Genomic DNA, 20783 nt, shown 5'->3' with positions numbered 1-20783 from the left:
CTGTTGAGTTCTCAAGGAACGGACACTTCCTTCGGACCGCCTTCCAGCGGGCCCTCCGGGCGCTTCGTTCTTTCGTGTTTCCAGCTTACCAGATGCTTTCCGCTCCGTTTACCGGCGCTTCGTTCATCCGATTTGCTTTCTTTCGGCCTTTCGGCGTTTCCGACTCTAGCAGATCGCTCTGCTTCGTCTTTCCGCGCTTCCGGCTTTCCAGAGGTTGTCGGATTATCGACCCGGGGGCCTCTCCGACCTGCTGAACTCTAGCCGAACCGCGCTTCACAAAGCGAATCCGGCCGCAACCGACTTAGACACGCACAACAATTCGAGCGGAGGCGCACCGAAACGCGACCCAGCCGGGAAGAGAGGTGTGAACAAGAGGATTGGCCGCCCCGGGACCGTCCGCGCGATTGCGTGTCCGGTGCTCCCAGCCGAGCGACTAGGAAACACTACCCGCCCCCGGCGGCAGAGGCAAACCTCCCCGGCCGGCCCAGAGCGGGGGCTCGGCGGTCCACCCGCCAGAGCCTGCCAGAGCCCCGGAGAGCCCTGGAGAGCCCCCGGAATGACGTCGGCGGCCCGGACGGCGATGGCCGGATGTGACAGATCGCCGTCATTGCAGTCGCCCGGGTGCTGCCTTGACGATGGATGCATGCCCACTCCACACCGTGTCGTCATCGCGGTCTTCCCCGATGTCGACCTGCTCGACGTCACCGGTCCGGCCGAGGTCTTCGCCCTGGCCAACCGGGAGACCGGCGGCCGGGCGGGCTACGAGATCCGGCTGGCCGGCCCCGACAGCGGGCCGGTCGTCACCTCGGCCGGGGTCCGCCTGGTCGCGGACCTCTCCTTCTCCGAGGTGGGCGCCGCAGTGGACACGCTGCTGGTGCCCGGCGCGGTGGAGCTGCGCCCCGACGGTCCAGTGGCCCGGGTCGACGAGGCCGTCGTGGAGTGGGTGAGGGAGACGGCACCGCACGCACGGCGGATCGCCTCGGTGTGCGTGGGAGCGCATCTGCTGGCGGCCGCCGGGCTGTTGGACGGGCGGCGGGCGACCACCCACTGGTCGACCGCGGCCCAGCTCGCCGCCGACCACCCGAAGGTCAGGGTCGACGCCGACCCGATCTTCGTCCGCTCGGGCCGGGTGTGGACCGGCGCGGGCATCAGCACCTGCATGGATCTGGCGCTCGCGCTGGTCGCCGAGGACCACGGCGAGGACCTGGCCCTGGCCGTGGCCCGGCAGCTGGTGATGTATCTGCGGCGGCAGGGCGGCCAGAGCCAGTTCAGCGTGCCGCTGAGCCGGCCCGCCCCGGCCCGCAGGGACATCGACGAGTTGCGCGTCTTCATCACCGAGCATCTCGACGAGGACCTGTCGGCCCCCGTCCTGGCCGCGCGGATGTGCCTGAGCGAGCGCCATTTCGCCCGGGTCTTCCGCCAGGAGACCGGCACCAGCCCGGCCGCCTACGTGGAGGCGGCCCGGGTCGAGGCGGCCCGCCGCCTGCTGGAGACCACTGACCAACCGCTGGAGCAGATCGCGGCGGGCATCGGGATGGGCTCGGTGGAAACGCTGCACCGCGCCTTCCGCAAGCAGATCAGCACCACCCCGGCCTCCTACCGTCGCCGTTTCCGCACCACGTCCTGATCGCACGACGTCCTGATCGCACCACGTCCTGGTCGCACCGGTCTCGTCGCCCCTGCGTCGGGATCACCGGACGCCCTGACCGCTCCCTCACCCGGCCGCCGCGGCACGCGAGTCGTCGCGACCGAGGCTCCGCCATGCCTGATTCCCGGCACCGGCACGGATACGGGCCGCCCGAATCCGCCCTTGTCCACCCCTTCTCACGTCCGCCCTGTTCCGGTCCGGCGTCGCACCTTCCGGTCCGGCGTCGCACCTTCCGGTCCGGCTTCCGATCGATCCGTCATCCGCCCGAAAGGACACCTCCAGCCATGTCTGCCTCCACCACCCTGCGTGACGTCATCGGCCTCGACAACACGCCGCCGCGCCTCGGCGAGAGCACCCTGATCATGATCGACTTCCAGAACACCTACCGCGGTGGCGTGATGGCGCTCGACGGCGTCGAGCCCGCCCTGGCCGCCGGGGCCCGCCTGCTCGCCGCCGCCCGCGCGGCCGGCACGCCGGTCGTCCACATCGTCAACGACGGCGGCGAGGGTACCCCTTATGACATCCGCGCCGAGATCGGTGCGATCAGCCCCGAGGTGGCACCGATCGACGGCGAGCCGGTCGTCGTCAAGCAGTTCCCCAACGCCTTCCACCAGACGGAGCTGGAGAAGACACTGCGCGACCTGGGCTCCGGACTCGACCTGGTGCTGGCCGGCTTCATGACCCATATGTGCGTCACCTTCACCGCCCAGGGGGCGTTCAACCTCGGCTACCGGCCCACCGTCGTCGCCGAGGCGACCGCCACCCGCTCACTGGCCGCGCCCGAGGGCGGCCTCGTGCCCGCCGCCGGACTGCAGGCGGCGAGCCTGACCACGATCACCGACCTCTTCGGCATCGTGGTCCCCACCGTCGACCAGCTCGCCGGCTGACACGTCGGCGCTGCCGCCCCGAGACCCGCCGGGCCGACGGTCGGCAGCGCCCCTGTTCCGCTCGGGGGTCGGGACAGGGACCGGGGCCGCCCCGGGCCCACACAGCTGCGCGGCGTCGGCCCGGCCACCACCGTGCTGCCGCGACGGCCCACGGCGGAGTCGGCCGGGCGCCGGGCGCATCCGGGGGCCGGCCGGAGCCGGGGTTAACCCGGTCGGGGCTCGGTCCGAGCTCTGCTAATGTTGGCGGGCAACATCAGCGCGGGCCTATAGCTCAGACGGTTAGAGCGCTTCCCTGATAAGGAAGAGGCCACAGGTTCAAGTCCTGTTAGGCCCACCGCTGGAACCCCCGGACGTCTGTCGTCCGGGGGTTCTTCTTTGCCCGTCGCGCTGCCTCTCCCCAGGCGCGGCCTCCCGCCCCGGGCACCGCGTCCGCGTCCCGCCCGGGGCTCGGCGTGCCCACCCGCCCCGGGCGGTGCCGGTCCGCCGGACGGCGTGGGGCGACCGCCCGGCGGGGTGGGTCAGGAGAGCAGGCCGTTGTAGTCCGGCAGCTTGAAGGTGCGCTCGGCGTGGCCGCCGTCCAGGTCGGTCCAGTTGTTGCCGACGCTGGCGATGATCGTGTAGCCCTCGTTCTCGACCTCGACCCGCTCGTCCGTCTTGTACTGCTGGACCGGCTTGAACAGGTCGCACAGGTCGCGCCCGTGCAGCTCGTCCACGGTGTAGCCGGCCGCGGCCAGGCTGTGCCGGGTGATCGGGTCGATGAAGTCCACCCGCGCGGTGACGAAGATGATCGCGACCCCCCGGCTGTGGGCGTACTGCGCCAGCTCCACGACCGGCGCGATGCCCGACATCGCGAACGGGTGGAAGTGCGTGGCGAGCGTGGTGTTGTCGATGTCGAACACGATCGCGGGCTTCTCGCCGGTGGGCGAGGCCGTGCGCTGCTCGACGTACGCGCGGGCGGGCGCGATCGCGGCGCCGACGTCGGCCAGCCACTGCGCCTCGGTCACCGCACCGCTGCTCGCGGCGGCGGCGACGGCCGGGGCCTTGACCGGAGCAACCGGGGCCGCCGGGGCCTTCGGGGCCGCGACCGCCGGGGTGGCGAGACCGGCGGTGATCGCGGCCGTGAGGGCCGCTCCGGCAACGAGCCGTGCCTTGATGCTCATATCGGGGAGGTGGCCTTTCGTCTGCGGGGGTCGTCGGTCGGCGCGGCGGTGGGGGTCGGTCGGTGGCGCGAGTCGCGACGACGTTGTGGCCGGGCGGAGCGGGCCTCCCTCGGACGAGGTCCTCGCTCGACGGGGCCGCCGCGGGCACCGGTCGACGGAGCGTCGAGGGCATGCCGAACGGCCGGCTGTCGGCAGGAGTCGCCACCGGGGGGCCGAGCGCCTTCCGTCCGGCGGGAGCCGGGCGGGAGGGGGCCGAAGTCGCCGCCGACCGGGTCAGTGCAGCCGGGTCCGCCCCGCGGCCGGGCCCGGCGTCCCGTGAGGGGGCGTCAGGCGCGGTCCACCGGAAGGTCCCTGAACCCGGGGCAGTCATTCCGCCCGGGCGAGAACGTACACCAGCCGACGGGGCGAGCCAATACCCGCGGGTAACAAAGAACCGGCGGGCGGGCGAACATCAATCGGCGGGGCCCCGGACCCCGACGGCACGCCGCACGATCCGGCCTCGTACGACGCGCCGCCACCGGACGCTGCGGGGCCGTCACCACCGGACGCCGGGGCCGTCACCGCCGGACCCTACGGGGCCCTCACCACCGGGCGCCGGGGCGCCGTCGCCGGCCTCGGCCGACCCGTCGGCGCGACCGTCACCGCCGACCCGGAGCCCCGCCGAGGATCGCGGTGAGGCCGTACTCGAAGCGCTCGTCGAAGGAGTCGGCGGCGAGGTGGCCGAGGACGCGCCGGAGGGCCGCGCTGGACGGGGCGCTCGCGACCGTACTTCTCCGGGCCGCCTCCGATCGGGGGCGGCGAGTCTCGGCCCGATAGACGGCGGGTCTCGGGCCGGTAGGCGGCCGGAGGCGGGCCCGCGGGCGGCCGATCTCGGGCCCGTAGGCGGCCGGGGGCGGACGGTCTCGGCCGTGCGGGCCACCGGGCCCCCGAAGGGGTGAATCGGATAGAACGATATAAATCGCGCAAAACGTGAATCAGGTGTCGTATGTCGGGTAGAACACCCGTGCGGCGTTCGCCCGGCCTACGCCGCTCCGCACCCTGCCGGGTGCCACCGGGACCTCCGGCCCAATCCGGCCACCGGTTCCGGAGGGAAAGAGACCCGGGGTCGGCGCACGTCACGCGCCGCCGCCGGGCGTTCACCCGATGCCCTGGAGATACACGTGTCCACCACCCTGGAGAACGTTCCCCGAGCCCCCGTGCCCCCCGGCCTGCCGGCCGACTTGCCACCCCGGCCGACCGAGGCCGAGTTGCGCTCGATGGGCAAGACCGAGGCTCGCGAACTGAGCGACGCGCTCTTCGACCGCCTGATCGCGCTGCCCCGGGAGTCGCACGCCTACAGCTACGTGCGCGGCACCGTCATCGAGCTGAACATGCCGCTGGTGCGCTTCATCGCCGCCCGCTTCCGGCACCGCGCCGAGGACATGGACGACATCCTGCAGGTCGGCACCATCGGCCTGATCAAGGCCGTCGACGGCTACGATCCCGGCCGCGGCGTCGAGTTCGTCACCTACGCGATCCCCACCATCGCGGGCGAGATCAAGCGCTTCTTCCGCGACACCTCCTGGCCCGTGCGCGTACCGCGCAGCATGCAGGAGCTCTACCTCACCGTCGCCCGCGGCTCCGACCGCCTCGAACAACGGCTCGGCCGCCTCCCCCAGCCCGAGGAGATCGCCGAGGACCTCCACCTCACCGTGGACCAGGCCACCGAGGGGCTCGTCGCCGGCCGCGTGTACCGGCCGGACTCCCTCGACGCCCCGCGCGACCAGGACACCGACGAGACCGGCAGCGCCATCCTGGACCGTATCGGCAGCTGCGACCCCGGCATCGAACTCGCCGACTTCCGCACCGCCGTCCGGCCGCTGCTGGCCCAGCTGCCCACCCGTGAACAGACCGTCCTGAAGCTCCGGTTCTGGGACGGCTGCACCCAGTCCGAGATCGCCGAACGCATCGGCGTCTCCCAGATGCACGTCTCCCGTCTGCTCACCACCACCCTGGCCCGGCTGCGCGAGCAGCTCGACGACCAGGACGCCCCCGGCTGGGACGACCTCCCGCACGAGCCCCACCCGGCCTGATCCGGACCGGCGCCGCCAGGCGTCGAGGCGGCCCGCCCCTCGTGTGGGGCGGGCCGCCTCGACGCGCCCGGTCGGAACGGGCCGCGGTCAGGACGGACCGGCGGCCCCGGCCGTCACCCGCAGGGCGACGTCGATGCCCCGCAGGAAGTGGTCGAGGTCACCGGGATTGCGGGAGGTCACCAGTCGCCAGCCGTTGGCATCGTCCGTGACCAGCGGTTCGTCGAGCCAGGTCGCGCCGGCGTTGGCGAGGTCGGTGCGCAGCGACGGGTACGAGGTGAGCCGCTTGCCGAACGCCACCCCGGCCTCGGCGAGCAACCAGGGCCCGTGGCAGATGGCGGCGACCGGGCGGCCGGAGGTGGTGAAGGCGAGCACCGCGTCGACCGCCTTCCGGTGGAGTCGGAGGGTGTCCGCGTTGATGGTCCCGCCGGGGATGAGCAGCAGGTCGTAGTCGGCGGGGTCGACCTCGTCGAGGGTGTGGGTCGGGCGCACCCGCTCCCCCGGCTCCTCGTCCCCGACGAGCGTGCGGATGTCGTCCGCGGTGGGGGCGGCGATGTCGACCCGCACGCCGTCGTCGCGCAGGTGCTGGGCGGGGACGAGGAGCTCGTCCTGTTCGACCCCGTAGTTCGTCACGATCGCGAGGACCTTGGTGTCGCTGGTCATCGTTCCTCCTGAAGGTCGGGATTGGGTGGGCGGAGACGTTCCTCGGGGCTCGGCCGTTCGGTGGGCGGGCGTAGCCGGTGGGCGGGGACGTGGACGCCGGCACCCCTCCGCGCCCCGGGAGCCGGCGGGTACCCGGCTTCGCGCCCGGCATGCCGGATTGGTGGCGTCCGGTTCGGGTAGCCGCGCGGCATCGGCGGGCGGGTGACGCCCGCTCCGGACCACCGGGAGGCAGCGGTGAGCATCAGACGACGGTCCTGGGCCCTGGCGGTGCAGAACCGGTCCGGGCGGGAGCAGGACGGGCGGGAGCGGGACGGGCGGGACGGTGCGGATGGTACGGGTGGTGCGGGTGGCCTGCGAGGGCGCCCGACCGACGGCACAGGCCCACCGGGCGCCGCCCCGTCGTCCGCCGACGCACCGGCGGCGGGGCGCGGCGAGGACCGGCCGGGGCCTCCGGCCGCCGACAGCGCCGCACCCTGAGGGCGGCCCCGGCACCGGCCGGAGGCCCGCGTCGACCGACGGTGTCGGGCTCCCGGCGCCGTCGGTCACGGCACCGTTTGCCGCCGCACCGTCGATCACGGCAGCGCGTACGCCTGGAGGCAGGGGTGCCGGCCGCTGCCGGCGGGCGCCGTGAGGACGGTGGCCACGCCGCCGGTGATCTCCACCCGCAGGCTCCCGTCCGCGCTCTCCCAGACCGGTTCGCCGTCGGGGCCCGTCGCGTCGGTCGCGTGGACGACGACGGTGGTGGGCGGGGCGTGGCCGCCGACCGGGCCGGGCAGTGTCACCGCGTAACGGCGTTCGAGGCTTCGCATGGCGGGCTCCTGCTCCCCACCCCCGGCTGACCGGCCCGTACCCGTACCCGCGGCACCCGGTCGGGCGCGGGCACGATCACCCGGCACCACGGCCGACGCCGACGGGCCGGCGATCCGGTCGGGACCGCCGTCCGGACCTCCGGGCCTTCCGGAACTCCTCCGGTACCCGGGCGGGTCCCCCGTAGCGGCCCGCCCAAACGCCGCCGACGGCGGTACACCCGGCGGTGTGGACTCGACCGCGTGTCGTCTCACCGGCGGCCGGATTCGGGTTTGGCGGAGCGGTGCCCGGCAAGCCGCCCGGTATGGATGCCTCAGCTCTGCACCTGCACCCGTGGTCCCGCCGACTGCGCCGGGCGCTGGACGCCCCGGCGCACTGGGAGTTCCTCGACGCCCCGGCCTCCTCGCTCGCCGACGCCGTGGAGTCCGTCCCGCTCGGGCCGTCCCGCGACGCCCTGCACGGGGTGTGGCTCGGCCACCCGCTCCACCCCGTGCTGGTCCAGCTCCCGATCGGCTGCTGGATGTCCGCGGGTCTGCTGGACTTCACCCCGGGCGGCCGCCGGGCGGCCGCCACCCTGGTGGCGGCCGGGCTGCTGGCCGCCGGGCCGGCCGCGCTCGCCGGCTGGGTGGACTGGGCGCGACTCGACCCGCCGCGCCGGCGCACCGGCCTGGTGCACGCGCTGTCCAACACCACCGGTGTGCTGCTGTACGCCGGATCGCTGCTGGCCCGTTGCCGGGGGCACCGCGCCCGCGGCCGGATGCTCGGCCTGGCCGGGCTGACCGCCGTCTCGGTCGGTGGGGCGCTCGGCGGGCACCTCTCCTACCGGCTGGCCGCCGGGCCCGACCGGTCCGCCGCGGTGCCCCGGCTGGCGCCGCCCGACTGGGTCGGCCTCGGTCCGGTCGACGACTTCCCCGACGGCGAGCCCGTCCGCCGGACGGCGGGCGAACTGACGGTGGTCGTGGTCCACGAGGGCGAGCGCTACCACGTGCTCGCCGAGCGCTGCGCGCACCTGTCCGGGCCGCTGTCCGCCGGGACGGTGGTGGACGGCTGCCTGCGCTGCCCCTGGCACGGCAGCGAGTTCCGGTTGCGGGACGGCGAGGTGGTGCGCGGCCCGGCCACCGCGCCCCAGCCGGTCCTGGAGACCAGGGTGCTCTCGGGCCACCTGGAGGTACGGCTGCCGGGGGCCGGCTGACGTCCGGGCCCGCCGAACCCCGTTCGGCCCCGTGTCCCCGGGCGCAGCCCGGGTAGGCGGTGCCGAGAAGACGATGCCGAACGATCGAATCGAGCCCAGGAGCAGCCCTATGGGGACACCCCCGAACGACCCCGTACCGCCCAGTCCCACACCGGCCCCGGGCCCCGGCCCCGGCCCGCAGCCCGGTCCCCTGCCCGGTCCGGTCCCCGGCCCGGGCGGGCCGGACCCGGTACCGCCCGCACCGCCCCGGCCGGGTCCGGACCCGCAGCCGACACCCGCCCCGGGACCGGATCCGCACCCCCGCCCCGGCCCCCTCCCGGGCCCGGGCCCGGCACCGGAACCCGTCTTCTGACAGGTCTCGTCATGCGGGCCCGGGATCGGCGAGCGCTCCCCGGCGGCGGCCGCCGCCGGGGAGCCCCTGCGCCGAGGCGCTCCTGGAGGCGGGTCGTGGTCAGGCCCCGGCCGCCTCTTCGGCGACCTGCCGCAGCGTCCGTCCGCTACGCACCGAGCGGGCCCGCCGGGGGTCGGGGGCGGGCCGGCCACCACCGTGGCCGTGCCGCGCCAGCAGCCAGGCCGCGCGCTCGCCGGCGCCGTCCTCGCGGAACCGGGTGAGTGCCCAGTCCCCGCGCAGCTTGCGGCCGGCCAGCCGGAACGACGCGTGACCGGCGTCAAGCGCCTCCGCGACCGGGAGCTCCTGGCCGCGCCGGTCCGTACTGCGGTTCTCATGTCCGCCCTCGTCCCAGATGATCACCGTGCCACCGCCGTACTCGGCCTCGGCGATGACCCCCTCGAAGTCGCGGTACGCCATCGGGTGGTCCTCGGTCGGCATCGCCAGCCGCCTGTCGTGCGGGTCACCGGACGGCCCCTTGGGGACCGCCCAGGACTTGAGCACGCCGTCGACCTCCAGGCGGAAGTCGAAGTGCAGGGTGCGGGCGTCGTGGGCCTGCACCACGAACCCGGGCCGCGCGCCCGGTGCGGCGCGGCCGCCGCCCTCGGGTTCGGCGGTCCTGTCGAAGTCGCGCTTGCGGTGGTAGCCCGACAGCGCGTCCGAGCCGCCCATCCCGTCCTCCCTCCACCCCGTACGGCGCCTACCCACGCCCCCGCGCCCGACCCGCGCGCCCGCCCGGTTCCCGGTCCACCGGCCCCCGCACGGGCCCCGCACGGGCCGGGTGGGAGTAGCGGTCGCGCAACTTGCTGCCACGGGGGCGGGGTGCCCGCGTACCGCCCGGTGGGGCCATGCTGGGGGGAGGGCTGTCGAGGGGGCGGCCGTCGGACGACCCGGGGAGGCGCGGCCATGGCCGTCGGGAGCACCGTGCGGGACCGCGGGGCGCCCGGGCCGGGGGCCGCCCGGCACCTGGTCCACTGTCCGCCGTCCTGGGACCACTGCCTGCTGGAGGCGCCGAGCCGCGATGAGGAGCGGTTTCGGCTGATCGGGGAGGTCCCGGGGGCCGACGACGGGCCGGGCCACTTCCACGATCCGCTGCTGGTCGCCGAGGCGGTCCGGGAGACCGCCGAGTTCGTCGGACGGCAGTACTTCGGCGGGCCCCCGGACCGGGCCGGATGGTTCCGCCGGTTCGGACTCGACGTGACCGAGGTGGCCGCCTGGCGGGCCGGGCGCGGTCCGGCCCGGCTGACCGCCGAGCTGCGGGCCACCCCGACCGCGACGGTCGACGGGGTACCGCGCGGCCTCGACCTCCGCCTGGAGGTGTCGCTCGACGACGTACCGTGCGCGACGGGCACCGCGAGCCTGGCGTTCGACCCGCCCGGGCCGCCCCGCGAGCGGGCCGGCCGGTGGGCGGTGCGCGCCGCCCCCGGGCCGGCGGGCGCCCGGGCCGACCCCGGTTCGGTCGGCCTCGCCTCGGCGGCGGACGTGGTGCTGAGCGAGCCCGCCTGGGACTCCCGCGGCAGGCTCGACACCTGGGTCCTCCTCCGCCGGGACCGCCCGGCCGACGGCCGGCTCCCCGCTCCGTCACTGCTGGAGGCGGTGCGGCAGGCCTCGGTGCTGGTCGCCGGGCGCGTCGGCGGGCTGGTCCCCGGGCGGACCCTGCCGGCCTCCTGCGACGTGCGCGTCCGCGGCCTCGCCGAGGTGGACCCGCCGGTGCACTGCGCGGCCGTCGCCGGGCCGGTCGGGCGGGACACGGCGGGGCGGCCGGCCGTCCCGGTCACCCTGACGCTGACCCAGCACCGGCGGACCGTCGCCGAGGCACGCACCACCGTGGTGCAGGACTTCTGACCCGCCGCCGGCCGACGGGCCACCGTCACCGTCGTCACCGCCGGGGACCCGGCGCACGAGAGCACAGCGAGTACGAGGGGTGGGCCCGGTGAGGTTCCGGATCCTGGGACCGATGGAGATCGAGGGCGGCACGGGCCCGCACACACCGCGGGCGGCCAAGCTGCGGGTCGTCCTCGGCACCCTGCTGGTCCACGCCGACCGGGTGGTCTCGGTCGACAGCCTGGTCGCCGAGCTGTGGCGGGACGAGCCGCCCCGCACGGCGACCGCCACCGTGCACGTCTACGTCTCGCAGCTGCGCAAGCTGCTGCACGCCGCCGACCCCGACCGGGGCCGGGAGCTGCTGCGCACCCAGTCCCCGGGCTACCGGCTCTGCGTCCCGCCGGACCGGCTCGACCTGTCCGAGTTCGAGCGGCTGCACCGGCGCGGCCGGGAGGCACTCGCCGCCGGCCGCCACCGCGCCGCCGCCGACCTCCAGCGCCGGGCCCTCGCGCTCCGGCGCGGCCCGCTGCTCTCCGACACCCCGCACGGGCCGCTGCTCGAAGGGGCCGCCGCCCGGCTCGCCGAGGCCGGCGTCGCCGCCCTGGACCAGCGGATCCGGGCCGACCTCGAACTCGGCCGGCACCACGAACTGATCGCCGAGCTACGGTCGCTGGCCGCCGAACACCCGTTGCGGGAGGAACTGCACGGCCACCTGATCCTGGCCCTGTACCGGGCAGGGCGGCAGGCCGAGGCGCTGGAGGCCTTCGCCGAGCTGCGCCGGACGCTGGTCGCGGAGCTGGCGATCGAACCCGCGCCGCCGCTGCAACGCCTGCACCGGCGGATCCTGGCGGGCGATCCCGGGCTGCTGCGCACGGCGGCGGGCGGCGCCCGGGCCGTCGCCGTGGCCGTCCGGCCCGGGCACGAGAGGGCGATGCCGCCCGCCGACCCGGTCTTCGCGGGCCGCGGCACGGCCCTCGCCCAGGTCGAGGAGCTGCTGCGGGACGCCCCGGCCGGATCGTTCGTCGCGGTCGCCGGGCAGCCGGGGGTCGGCAAGACCGCGTTCGCCCTGGAGGCCGCCCGCCGCAGTGACCCGTCCTTCCCCGACGGCCGGCTCTTCCTGGACCTCCACCCCGAACGAGGGCGGCCGTTGCGCGCCACCGAGGCGATGTCCACCCTGCTGCGACGGCGCGGGGTACGGCCGGCGAAGGGCGCCGGGGCGGGCGAGCTCCGCGCCGCCTGGCAGGCCCAGCTGGCCGGTCGTCAACTCCTGCTGGTCCTCGACAACGCCGACTCCGAGGCGCAGCTGCGCCCGCTGCTGCCGACCACCGGCGGGAGCAGCGCGATCGTCACCGCCCGCCGGCTGCCCGCCGGGCTCGGCGGCATCCGGCCGGTGCTGCTGGACACCCTCGACCCCGAGGAGGCGCGGCTGCTGTTCGCGGCGGCCGCCGGCCCGGAGCGGGAGGCGGCCGAGCCCGCCGCCGTCCGCGAACTGCTGGAGCTGTGCGGGCGACTGCCGCTGGCCGTCCGGGTCGCCGCCGCCCAGCTGACGGCGCGCCCGCACTGGAAGGTCGCCTGCCTGGTGGACCGGCTGCGGGACGAACGGTACCGGCTCGGCGAGCTGCGGATCGGCGAACTCGACGTCCGGGAGCCGCTGTTGCGAGCCTACCGGGACGCCCAACCGGAGCTGCGGCAAGCCTTCCGGCTGCTCGGGCTGCTACCGGCCGGCCGGTTCGACCGCGCGACGGCCGCTGCGGTGCTGGGCCGCTCCCCCGCCGAGACCGCTCGCCTGCTGGACGGGCTGCTCGACGACCGGCTGCTGGCCGCCGACCGGACCGGCCACCACCTCCCCGAGCTGCTGCGGCTCCTGGCCGTCGAACGGCTCACGGAGGAGGAGGACCCCCAGGACACCGGGGACGCGATCGAGCGGCTCTGTGCGGAGCACGCCCGCGCGGCCGAGCGGGTCACCGCCGCGCTGACGCACGCCCGGCCCACCGGGCAGGAGCCGCACGAGCCCGCCGGCTGGTTCACCCGTGAGCGGGAGGCGCTCGTCCGCGCCGTCCGGCAGGCCCACCGGGCGGGGCGGCCGGCCGCCGTCGTCCGGCTGGTGGCGGCGCTGGACGGCCACCTGGAGACGCACGCCGCCTGGGACGCCTGGGCCGAGACGCACGCGCTCGCCCTGGACGCGGCCCGGCGCTGCGGCGACCGCGGGGCCGAGGCCCGGACGCTCCGCTCGCTCGGCGATCTCGCCTGGCAGCAACGGCGCCCGGAGGAGGCCGGGGAGTACTACGGGCTGGCCCGCCGGGTCGCCGAGGAGACCGGTCACCGGGCCGAGCTGAGCCGGGCCCTGGTCGGCCTGGCCGAACTGCGGATGGACGCCGGGGACGGCGCCGACGCCGACGCCCTGCTCGCCTCCGCCCACGCCACCGCGCTCGCCGACGACTCCGGACCGGCCGACCCGCGGGCCCGGTTCGACGTGCTGCGCGCCCTCGGACTCCACGCGCTCGCGGCCGGTGACCACGCCCGGGCACACGCCCGCTTCACCGACTGCCTCGACCTCGCCCGCACCCTCCACGACCGCCGGCTGGAGTCCTTCGCCCACCGCGCCCTGCGCACCGCCCGGCCCGGCCCGGGCGACCACCTGGAGGTCCGCCCCGGCGTCTGGCGCCTGCCCGCCCCCGGCCGCCGGGCCGAGCCGGCGGGGCAGCCGAAGGGGTAGCCGAAGGGCGGGCGGCCCCGGCGGGGTGGGCCGGCCGGTACGAGGTCCGAGGTACGAGGGGCATCGGAGCGCCGACCGTCGGGACCGGGCCGAGTGCCCCGGCGGCGGGCGGGCGAGATCACACGCCGGCCGGGCCGGTCAGGGTGCGGCCAGGCGGGTGGCCAGGGTGGCGAGTTCGGTGCGCCAGGCGATGGTCAGCGGGGCTGCGGCGACGACCCGCCGGGTGCGGTCGAGGAGGTGGCCGATGGTGCGCTCGGCGCGGTCCGGGTCCTCGCCGCCCAGCAGCATCTCCCGCAGCAGGTCGCCGTACCAGTCGCGGTCCCCGCTGCCGCTGAGGAAGCCGCGCACCCGCCAGGCGGCGTGCAGGAGGCGGGCGTAGTCCTGGTACACCACCGCCAGGTCGCCGCGGCCCGCCAGCGCGGCGCCCATCAGCAGCGGGTGCTGGAGCGCGTACCAGCCGGTGCCGCAGCCTCGGGCGCAGCCCGCGAGGCAGCCGGCCGGCCACGGGTCGGCGAGGTAGCTGCTGGACAGCTCGGAATCGACGTAACTGCCGCCCAGCCGGCCGATCCGCAGGTCGTGCCAGACCTGCCGGGCGGCGTCCGGCAGGCCCGCGGCGAGCCGGTCGGCGAGGGCCGTCGCGAGGTCCCCGATCAGGGAGGCCATGCCGACGCCGAACCCCTGGGCGTCACCGCACCAGCCGTTGCGCTCGTGCTCGGCCGCGTGCCGGACGTGCAGGGTCGGCGCGCCCTGCCGGAGCGGGGCGTTCTCCCGGGCGTCCCGGCGGATCAGGTAGCAGGTGTCGAGGAGTTCGAGGGCCGCCGCCGCGTCGACGGCGGGGCCGCCCGCCGGATCGCCGCCCGCCGCGAGGTAGCCGGTGAGCAGCACGGTCGGCCGGATCCGCTCGCCACCGGCGGCGACCAGGTCGGCCAGCGCCTCCACCATGCCCGCGGCCGGCGGGTCGACGGCCCGGCAGCGAGCGTGCTCGGCATGGAGCTGACCCCGCAGCCGCTTCTCGACCCGGGCCAGCATGCCGGTGCGCAGCACCTCGGGCAGGGCCGCGTCCGGCGGACCGGTGTGCGTCGTCATGGTGTCTCCGTGGGTAGGCGCGGCGTCGCACCGGGCCGGTCCGGCGGTCGGCCGGTCCGGCCGACGCCGCGGGCCCGGGGGGCTCCCGCCGCCGGTCCTGGCTGTTCACCGCGGTGCCGGACTCCCGTCACCCGGTCCGCCGGGCCGTCACACCCGGCCGCCCGAGCCGAGCAGGTGGAGTTCCGCGGGCAGTTCCCGCCGGCAGGTGATGTTGAGCTTGCGGTAGACCCGGGTGAGGTGCTGCTCGACCGTGCTGACGGTGATGTAGAGCTTCATCGCGATCTCGCGGTTGGTGTGGCCGTGCACCGCGAGCATCGCCACCCGCTTCTCCGAGTCGCTGAGCCTGGCGTGGAGTTCGGCGAAGTCGACGCCCCCGCACCGGGTGTCCTCGGACGGCCCGCCGGGTCCGCCGGGGCCGGGGGCGATCTGCTCGCACAGGGCCTGGGCGCCGCACTCCTTGGCGAGTTGCCAGGCGCGGCGGCCGACCATGCCGGCCCGGTTGGTGTCGCCGAGTTCCTTCAGCACCCGGGCGAAGTCGGCGAGCGTGCGGGCGAGTTCGTAGCGGTCCTCGGCCTCGTGCAGCTCGTCCACCGCGCGGGCGAGCAGCGCGTGCCGCTCGCGGGGCTCGCACAGGCCCGCCCGTACGCGCAGGGTGAGGCCGCAGATCCACGGGTGGGCGGCGTCCCGGTGGGCGAGCTGCTCGGCGATGAGCCGGGCGGCCTGCGGGACTTCGCCGAGCCGGATCAGTGCCTCGGCCGCGCCGCTGCGCCAGGGCATCAGCAGCGGCCGGTCCAGGCCCCAGCGCTTCAGGCTGCGGCCGATGTCGAGGAAGTCGCCGAGTGCGGCGTGGAAGCGGTGGGTGGCGAGGTGGTACTCGCCGCGGGCCCGCAGGTGGGCGAGGCCGTGGATGCTGCCGGTCAGGCCTTCGGGCAGCGGGCGGCCGAGTTCGCGGGCGGCGGTGTCGTGGCGGCCGGCGGCGGTGGCGGCCCGGATCAGGGTGGCCGCCACGCCCCCGGCGTAGACGCTGCCGCCGCGTTCGGGCAGCAAGGCCAGGGCGGCCTCGGCCCGCCGCTGGGCGCCCGCCAGGTCGCCCTGCCGGAGCAGGGCCTCGGCGTGCAGGGCGGTGAAGGTGGTCTGCCAGCCGGGTGCGCCGCGCCGGACGGCCTCCTCCAGGAACACCTGGCACCAGGGCAGGGCGCGGGCCGGGCCGTCGGTGGCGAGCAGCGCCCGGACGGCCTGCACGATCGGGGCGGCGGTGCCGTCGCCGAGCGTGGCGCCGCGCAGGAAGGTCTCGGCCGCGGCCCCGGCCGCCCCGGCCGCGGTGTACTCGGGGACCGCCCACAGGGTCGCGGGCCCCTGGGTGCGGGCGGGCAGCGGTTCGCCGGGCCGGGCGCCCGCGGCCGACGGGGCCGGGCCGGCCCACCGGGGGAACGCCGAGAGGCCGTCCAGCGGGTCGGCGCCGCGGCCGAGCCGGGCGGGCTGTCCGGCGCGCTCGGCCTCGCGGGCGGCGGCCAGCCGTTCCAGGGCCTGGCCGGCCTCGTCGATCCGGCCCTGTTCGGTGAGCAGCCGGGCGAGCGGTCCGAGCCGGGCCGGGCCGAGCCGGCCGGCCCTGAGGGTCTCCAGCGGTCCGGCGAGGCTGCGCTCGGCGGCACTGGGGTTGGTCCGCCAGGTGATGGCGGCGAGCATGGTGCGGAACTGGGCGCGCTGTTCGTCGTCGGCCCGGCCGCGGTGGGCGAGTTCGAGGCAGGCGGCGGCCCGGTCGGTCGCGCCGTCGGCGAGCAGTTGCTCGGCGGCGGTGGAGAGCACCGCCACCGCCCACGGCAGCTCGGTGGGGCCGACGGCGAGGAGCTGGGCGGCCACGGCGGTGGTCGGGGCGCCGTCCTGGTAGGCGAGTTCGGCGGCGCGGCGGTGCAGGGCGGCCCGGTCGTCCGGGTCCATCCGGTCGAGCACCGCCTGCCGGGCGACGGGGTGGCGGAAGCGGTAGCCGTCCAGGATGCCGGCGGCGCCGAGCGTGGCGCTGCCCCGGACGACGGCGCCGTCGGTGCCGCCGAGCAGGCGGACGGCCAGTTCGCGCGAGCCGAGCTCGCCGAGGACCGCGACCACCTCGGCGAGGCGGCGCGCGACCGGTCCGCAGCGGGTCAGGCAGGCGAGGACGGCCTGGGTGAAGGCGCCGCCGAGTTCGGGGGCGCGGCCGCCGGCCCGGTGCTCCTCGATCAGGGCGCGCAGCAGCAGCGGGTTGCCGCCGGCGGCGTCGGCGGGCGGCGGGGTTCTGCCGTCGGCCGGGGAGGCGGCGAGTTCCGTGCGGACCAGCCGGTCGACGGCCTCGGGGCGCAGCCGCTCGGCCCGGATCCGGACGAAGCTGCGCTGGCGCAGCAACTCGGTGCCGTAGACGGGGTCGTCGCCGCGCTCGTGGACCGACTCGGTGCAGACCAGCAGGACGCGGGCGGCGCGGGTGCGGCGGACCAGGTGGAGCAGGTACTGGCAGGACAGGTCGTCGATGTGGTGCAGGTCGTCGATGCAGATCACGGCCGGCGTGGTCTCGGCCAGCCGGTGCACGGCGGCGCACAGGGACTGCATCACGTCGATCCGGGACGGGTCCGGCGCCCCCGCCGGGTCCGGCAGGGATCCGGCGGGGGCGGCGGCGAGCAACTGGCCCAGCACACCGAGCGGGAGGTCGTGCTCGACGGCGGTGCCGATGGCGCGCAGCACCACCGCGCCGGAGGCGGCCGCGCGTTCGGCGACCGTCTCGACGAGTTCGCTCTTCCCGCAGCCGACCGCGCCCTCGATCAGGACGATCCTGGGGGTTCCCTGCAGGCTGTCCGCGAGGGCGGAGTCCAGTACGGCCAGTTCTCGTTCACGGTCCATCAGCACTTTCGGCCCCCGGCTTCGTCCGCGTCACGGTCGGCGCGCCCGCCTCACGGCGATCGCCGGAGAGTCGTGGGCGCGGTTGAGACTTGCCACCCGGAAAGTGATCCGCCGGCGGTTCGAGTCTAGGCAGGCGGGACCGCCCGGACGGGCCGCCGAGGGCCGTCCGAAAGCTGCACGGCAACAACTTCCCCCCGCCTCGACGGCGGCTGTCCGGGGCGGGGTGACGAGGGGTCGGGTCGGGTACGGCGGGGGGTCCGACCGGCCTGCGTGCGGACCGGCCTGCCCGCCGATCGGCCTACGAGCCGACCGGCCTGCGCGCGGAGCGGTCTGCGTGCGGCCCGGCCTGCGCGCGGAGCGGTCTGCGCGCGGACCGACTTGCCGCGACCGGACGCGGTGGTTCCGGCGGGTGTCGGGGAAGGGGTGGCACCCGGGCGCCGGCGCACCGGCGGGCGGGAGGCTGCCGGGCGCCGCGTCCGGGGCGAGTGGCCGTCAGGTCCGGGCCGCGCGCCGGCGGGTCCGCCCACGTCGGCGGCGACGACCGGTCGGGCCGCGGCAGCGCGGAGTTCGACGGCGGGCCGCCGGGCCACCCGGTGCGCGACGGGCGGGCCGGGGCCGGAGAGCGGAGCGGGGGCCGCGGGCCGGGAAGGGCACCGGCGGCGGCGCGAGCGCCGGGGCGAGGGAGTACACACCTCGGGGCGCTCGGAGCGGGTCGTGATCGGCGGGCGGGGGCGCGCTCCGGCCGGTCGGCGGCGGACCCACCGGCGACGGGTGGAGCGCGCGGCCCGGAACGGCGGGCGGGGAACGACTCACCGCGCCCGCCCCGGTGGGCCGTCAGCCGGCGGGCGGGGTGCCGCCGGGCGGCCGCCGGCCGGGCCGGGGGCGTCCGGGCACTGCCCCGCACCCCCGGCCGGTCCGACGGGTGTTCGCGGGGGATCAGCCCCAGCGGTCGTCGTCCTCGGTCGCGGTGACCTTGAAGCCCAGGCGCGCGTCGGCGGCCTTGATGAGCAGTTCCTTCTTCAGGCCCCAGTCGTCGCTCGCGACGGGGGACGGTATGAGGTGGGTGATCCCCCAGCGGTCGTCTCCGGGGCCGGTGACACCGACGCCGGAGGCCGAGCTGTGGCCGAGCCCGAGCAGGGTTGCGACACCCACCGCGAGCAGGGCGCTCTTCGCCGCCACCCGAATCCTGATGGTCGAGACCTTCATCTTGTCCCCCAAGCAGTCGGAACAGGTCGGAAACTCCGGCAGGGCGACGGCCGCACAGCCTTTCACCGCTTGCCTGGGCTCTACTCTGCCGCGCGGACAACGCCCGGTCCGAGCGGATCACCATGGCGTAAAGTTGCATGGCAGGAACTTCGCATTCCGACGGGGGCTTCAGAGTGTTCGGACACCCACAGCTTCAGACCGGCTTCGCCGAACTAGACGATCTGAGTGCGAGCGCCTATGGACACGCCGTCGAGTCGGGCCGCTTCGACCGGAATGCCATCGCCGCCGTGCTGAAACTGGACGAGGCCGAGGTCAGCCGCATCGAGCAGGTGCTGCGGCTGATGCACCTGCTGCAGCCGAGACCGGGCGACCCGAACGTCCTGGTGCCGGTCAGCCCGGACGTGGCCGCGGCCGACCTGGTCGGGCCGGCGGAGCATCAGATCCGCGACCTGCGGCAGGCGGTCACCGACGTCCGCAGCAAGTTGCTGTCGCTCAGCCCCCTGTACTTCGAGGGCCGCCGGCTGCGCAACCGGTTCGAGGCGTTCGACGTGGTCACCGACGTCGACGCGATCCAGAACATGCTCGACCACCTGGGGCAGACCTGTCGCAAGGAGGTGCTCACCGTCCAGCCGGGCGGCGCCCGCCCCTCCACGCTGCTGCCGGCCGCGCGCAAGTCCGCCGAAGGCATGCTGGAGCGCGGGGTGCGGATGCACACCATCTACCAGCACACCGCCCGCAGCGACCTCCCGACCAAGGCGTACGTCCGCGACGTCACCGCGATGGGTGCCGAGATCCGTACCGCGGACCAAGTGATCGACCGGATGCTGATCTACGACCGCGAGACGGTGTTCCTGCCGGTGCGCACCGCGGACGAGGAGGAGTCGACGGGCGCGGCGATCGTCCGTGAGCCGACCCTGGTGGCCTTCCTCTGCGCGGTGTTCGAGCACCTGTGGGACAGCGCGACCCCGTTCGTCTACGACACCCCGACCACGGACGACCTCAAGCAGTCGATCATCCGGCTGATGGCCCGGGGCTACAAGGACGAGATGGTGGCACGCCGGCTGGGCATGTCGGTGCGCACCTGTCGTCGTCACATATCGGAGATCACCGAGGAGCTGGAGGCCACCAGCCGCTTCCAGGCCGGGTACAACGTGGCGATGGCGGGTCTGCTCGGGAAGGGTCCGGCGGGCGCCGAACCGCCGCCGAAGCCGCCCGCCTGACCGGTCACGGGCTCGCATCACGCGCGGTCGTGATCGGGCCCGGTTGTCATATTCATGTCTTCGAGGGGGTCGGGCCCGGCGTCGTAGACCGCGACGCCGACCCGGTACCCGCTGTCCAGTTCGAAGGTGTGGAACCCCCACTCCTCGCCGGTCCCGGTGCTGCCGTCGGGTCGCCGCACCGGGACGGGCCGGCCGTCCGGACCGAAGCCGAACTCCGTGAAGTCGAACCGCATGCCCTGCCCGGTCGCCTTCCGGTACGCCTCCTTGAGGGTCCACAGCCGCACCAGGGCCGGGTTGCGCTCCTCCTCGGCCTGCGCCGCCAGCGTGATCAGCTCGTACGCGGTGCACACCTGGCGGCTCAGGCCGCCCTGGTGCATCGGGCGCTCGGCGGGCTCGGCGTCCACCCCGATCAGGCCCCGGGTGGTGATGCCCAGCAGCAGCAGGCCGTCGGCCTGGCTGAGGCTGATGTCCACCCGGTCGCAGCCGCGCAGGTACGGCCGGCCGGTGGGGCCGTACGCCAGCTCCGGGGCGTCCGGGCCACCGTCCGGGAGGGCGGCGGCGGCGTGTTCGAGCAGCGCCCTGGAGGCGGCGTGGCGGTGGCGCACCTCGGGGTGGGCGAGGTCCAGGTAGCGCGACCGGTCCCGGTCGAGCGGCCCGCGCGGTTCCCCGCCGCCTGGCGGGACGGGCGCCAGGTCGGCGAGGTCGGCGTGGACCACGGCGGTGCCGTACGCGGCCAGGTCGGCGCGCACCCCGTCCCAGGACCCGTCGAGGGCGGCCACCCGCCTGGGCCGGCCGACCGGCGGTCCGATCGTGGAGTTTCCCGGGTCGGTCATGCTCGTCGCTCCAGAACTGGGTGGGTCGTTGCGGGGCCGCGCGCCTGCGGGAGGGCGCGGTGACGGGTGGGAACGCGGTGACGGGTGGCGGCGCGGTGACGGGTGATCGTGCGGTGGGCGGGGTCCGTCGACGCCCCGGAGCGCAGCGCACGACGGCCCGGGCGGGCACGGCCGGGCGTCCCGGCGGCCGGGCCGCCCGGCTCCGCCGGGGCGCCGGCC

General features: G+C 76.0%; 15 protein-coding genes and 1 tRNA gene. 8 read left to right on the top strand and 8 right to left on the bottom strand.

The annotated features are described in order from the left end of the window. Nucleotides 1-643: 643 nt before the first annotated feature. The 3 genes from ACIF6L_RS25040 (at nt 644) to ACIF6L_RS25030 (ending at nt 2869) form a co-directional block, all read left to right on the top strand. Nucleotides 644-1627 (top strand): DJ-1/PfpI family protein, encoded by a 984-nt coding sequence (locus tag ACIF6L_RS25040; RefSeq protein ID WP_329490278.1) that lies wholly within the window; start codon nt 644-646, stop codon nt 1625-1627. A 305-nt stretch (nt 1628-1932) separates the two neighbouring features. Next, nucleotides 1933-2535, top strand: a complete 603-nt coding sequence (locus ACIF6L_RS25035; protein ID WP_396491422.1) for an isochorismatase family protein — start codon at nt 1933-1935, stop codon at nt 2533-2535. 260 nt (nt 2536-2795) lie between these two features. Further along, nucleotides 2796-2869 (top strand) — tRNA-Ile (locus ACIF6L_RS25030). Nucleotides 2870-3053: 184 nt separating this feature from the next. On the opposite strand, the gene ACIF6L_RS25025 is transcribed toward ACIF6L_RS25030, so the two are convergent. After that, nucleotides 3054-3695 carry an HAD family acid phosphatase gene (locus tag ACIF6L_RS25025; protein WP_396491423.1) on the bottom strand — a complete coding sequence of 214 codons (642 nt, stop codon included), beginning with the start codon at nt 3693-3695 and terminating at the stop codon, nt 3054-3056. Nucleotides 3696-4855: 1160 nt separating this feature from the next. Here ACIF6L_RS25025 and ACIF6L_RS25020 point away from each other — a divergent pair. Then, nucleotides 4856-5767, top strand: a complete 912-nt coding sequence (locus tag ACIF6L_RS25020) for a SigB/SigF/SigG family RNA polymerase sigma factor (RefSeq protein ID WP_396491424.1) — start codon at nt 4856-4858, stop codon at nt 5765-5767. Nucleotides 5768-5854: 87 nt separating this feature from the next. On the opposite strand, the gene ACIF6L_RS25015 is transcribed toward ACIF6L_RS25020, so the two are convergent. Continuing rightward, a complete protein-coding gene (locus ACIF6L_RS25015; RefSeq protein WP_359839284.1) occupies nt 5855-6427 on the bottom strand; it encodes a type 1 glutamine amidotransferase domain-containing protein in 573 nt (190 codons plus the stop codon). Between the two features lie 572 nt (nt 6428-6999). Continuing rightward, nucleotides 7000-7236, bottom strand: a complete 237-nt coding sequence (locus tag ACIF6L_RS25010) for a DUF6296 family protein (RefSeq protein WP_329490273.1) — start codon at nt 7234-7236, stop codon at nt 7000-7002. A gap of 302 nt (nt 7237-7538) precedes the next feature. On the opposite strand from ACIF6L_RS25010, the gene ACIF6L_RS25005 reads away from it, so the two are divergent. Then, entirely contained in the window at nt 7539-8426 is an 888-nt protein-coding gene (locus ACIF6L_RS25005) for a Rieske 2Fe-2S domain-containing protein (RefSeq protein ID WP_396491425.1), read from the top strand. Nucleotides 8427-8877: 451 nt separating this feature from the next. Here the strand turns inward: ACIF6L_RS25005 and ACIF6L_RS25000 are convergent, their stop codons facing one another. Further along, the gene (locus tag ACIF6L_RS25000) at nt 8878-9486 is read right to left on the bottom strand and encodes a DNA polymerase ligase N-terminal domain-containing protein (RefSeq protein ID WP_396491426.1); all 609 of its coding nucleotides are present in this window, start codon (nt 9484-9486) and stop codon (nt 8878-8880) included. A 234-nt stretch (nt 9487-9720) separates the two neighbouring features. Here ACIF6L_RS25000 and ACIF6L_RS24995 point away from each other — a divergent pair, with 234 nt between their 5' ends. Beyond that, entirely contained in the window at nt 9721-10659 is a 939-nt protein-coding gene (locus ACIF6L_RS24995) for an AfsA-related hotdog domain-containing protein (protein ID WP_396491427.1), read from the top strand. Nucleotides 10660-10771: 112 nt separating this feature from the next. Next, entirely contained in the window at nt 10772-13354 is a 2583-nt protein-coding gene (locus ACIF6L_RS24990) for a BTAD domain-containing putative transcriptional regulator (protein ID WP_396491428.1), read from the top strand. Between the two features lie 138 nt (nt 13355-13492). Here ACIF6L_RS24990 and ACIF6L_RS24985 read toward each other — a convergent pair whose 3' ends face one another. The 3 genes from ACIF6L_RS24985 to ACIF6L_RS24975 all read right to left on the bottom strand — a co-directional run bounded on the left by ACIF6L_RS24985 (nt 13493) and on the right by ACIF6L_RS24975 (nt 18511). Beyond that, nucleotides 13493-14440 carry a hypothetical protein gene (locus ACIF6L_RS24985; RefSeq protein WP_396491429.1) on the bottom strand — a complete coding sequence of 316 codons (948 nt, stop codon included), beginning with the start codon at nt 14438-14440 and terminating at the stop codon, nt 13493-13495. 147 nt (nt 14441-14587) lie between these two features. Beyond that, nucleotides 14588-17305, bottom strand: coding sequence for an AAA family ATPase (locus ACIF6L_RS24980; RefSeq protein ID WP_396491430.1), 2718 nt, complete (start codon nt 17303-17305; stop codon nt 14588-14590). Nucleotides 17306-18241: 936 nt separating this feature from the next. Next, nucleotides 18242-18511, bottom strand: coding sequence for a hypothetical protein (locus ACIF6L_RS24975; protein WP_329490266.1), 270 nt, complete (start codon nt 18509-18511; stop codon nt 18242-18244). Nucleotides 18512-18798: 287 nt separating this feature from the next. Between ACIF6L_RS24975 and ACIF6L_RS24970 the strand changes: the two genes are divergently transcribed. Beyond that, a complete protein-coding gene (locus tag ACIF6L_RS24970) occupies nt 18799-19731 on the top strand; it encodes a LuxR C-terminal-related transcriptional regulator (protein WP_329490265.1) in 933 nt (310 codons plus the stop codon). Nucleotides 19732-19748: 17 nt separating this feature from the next. Here the strand turns inward: ACIF6L_RS24970 and ACIF6L_RS24965 are convergent, their stop codons facing one another. After that, a complete protein-coding gene (locus ACIF6L_RS24965; RefSeq protein WP_396491431.1) occupies nt 19749-20564 on the bottom strand; it encodes a 4'-phosphopantetheinyl transferase family protein in 816 nt (271 codons plus the stop codon). Nucleotides 20565-20783: the final 219 nt, after the last annotated feature.

It is taken from the genome of Kitasatospora sp. NPDC086009 (assembly GCF_044540385.1).
Lineage (GTDB): Bacteria > Actinomycetota > Actinomycetes > Streptomycetales > Streptomycetaceae > Kitasatospora.
Note: the sequence above shows the minus strand (reverse complement) of the source record. Positions and strands in the feature narration are given on the sequence as shown.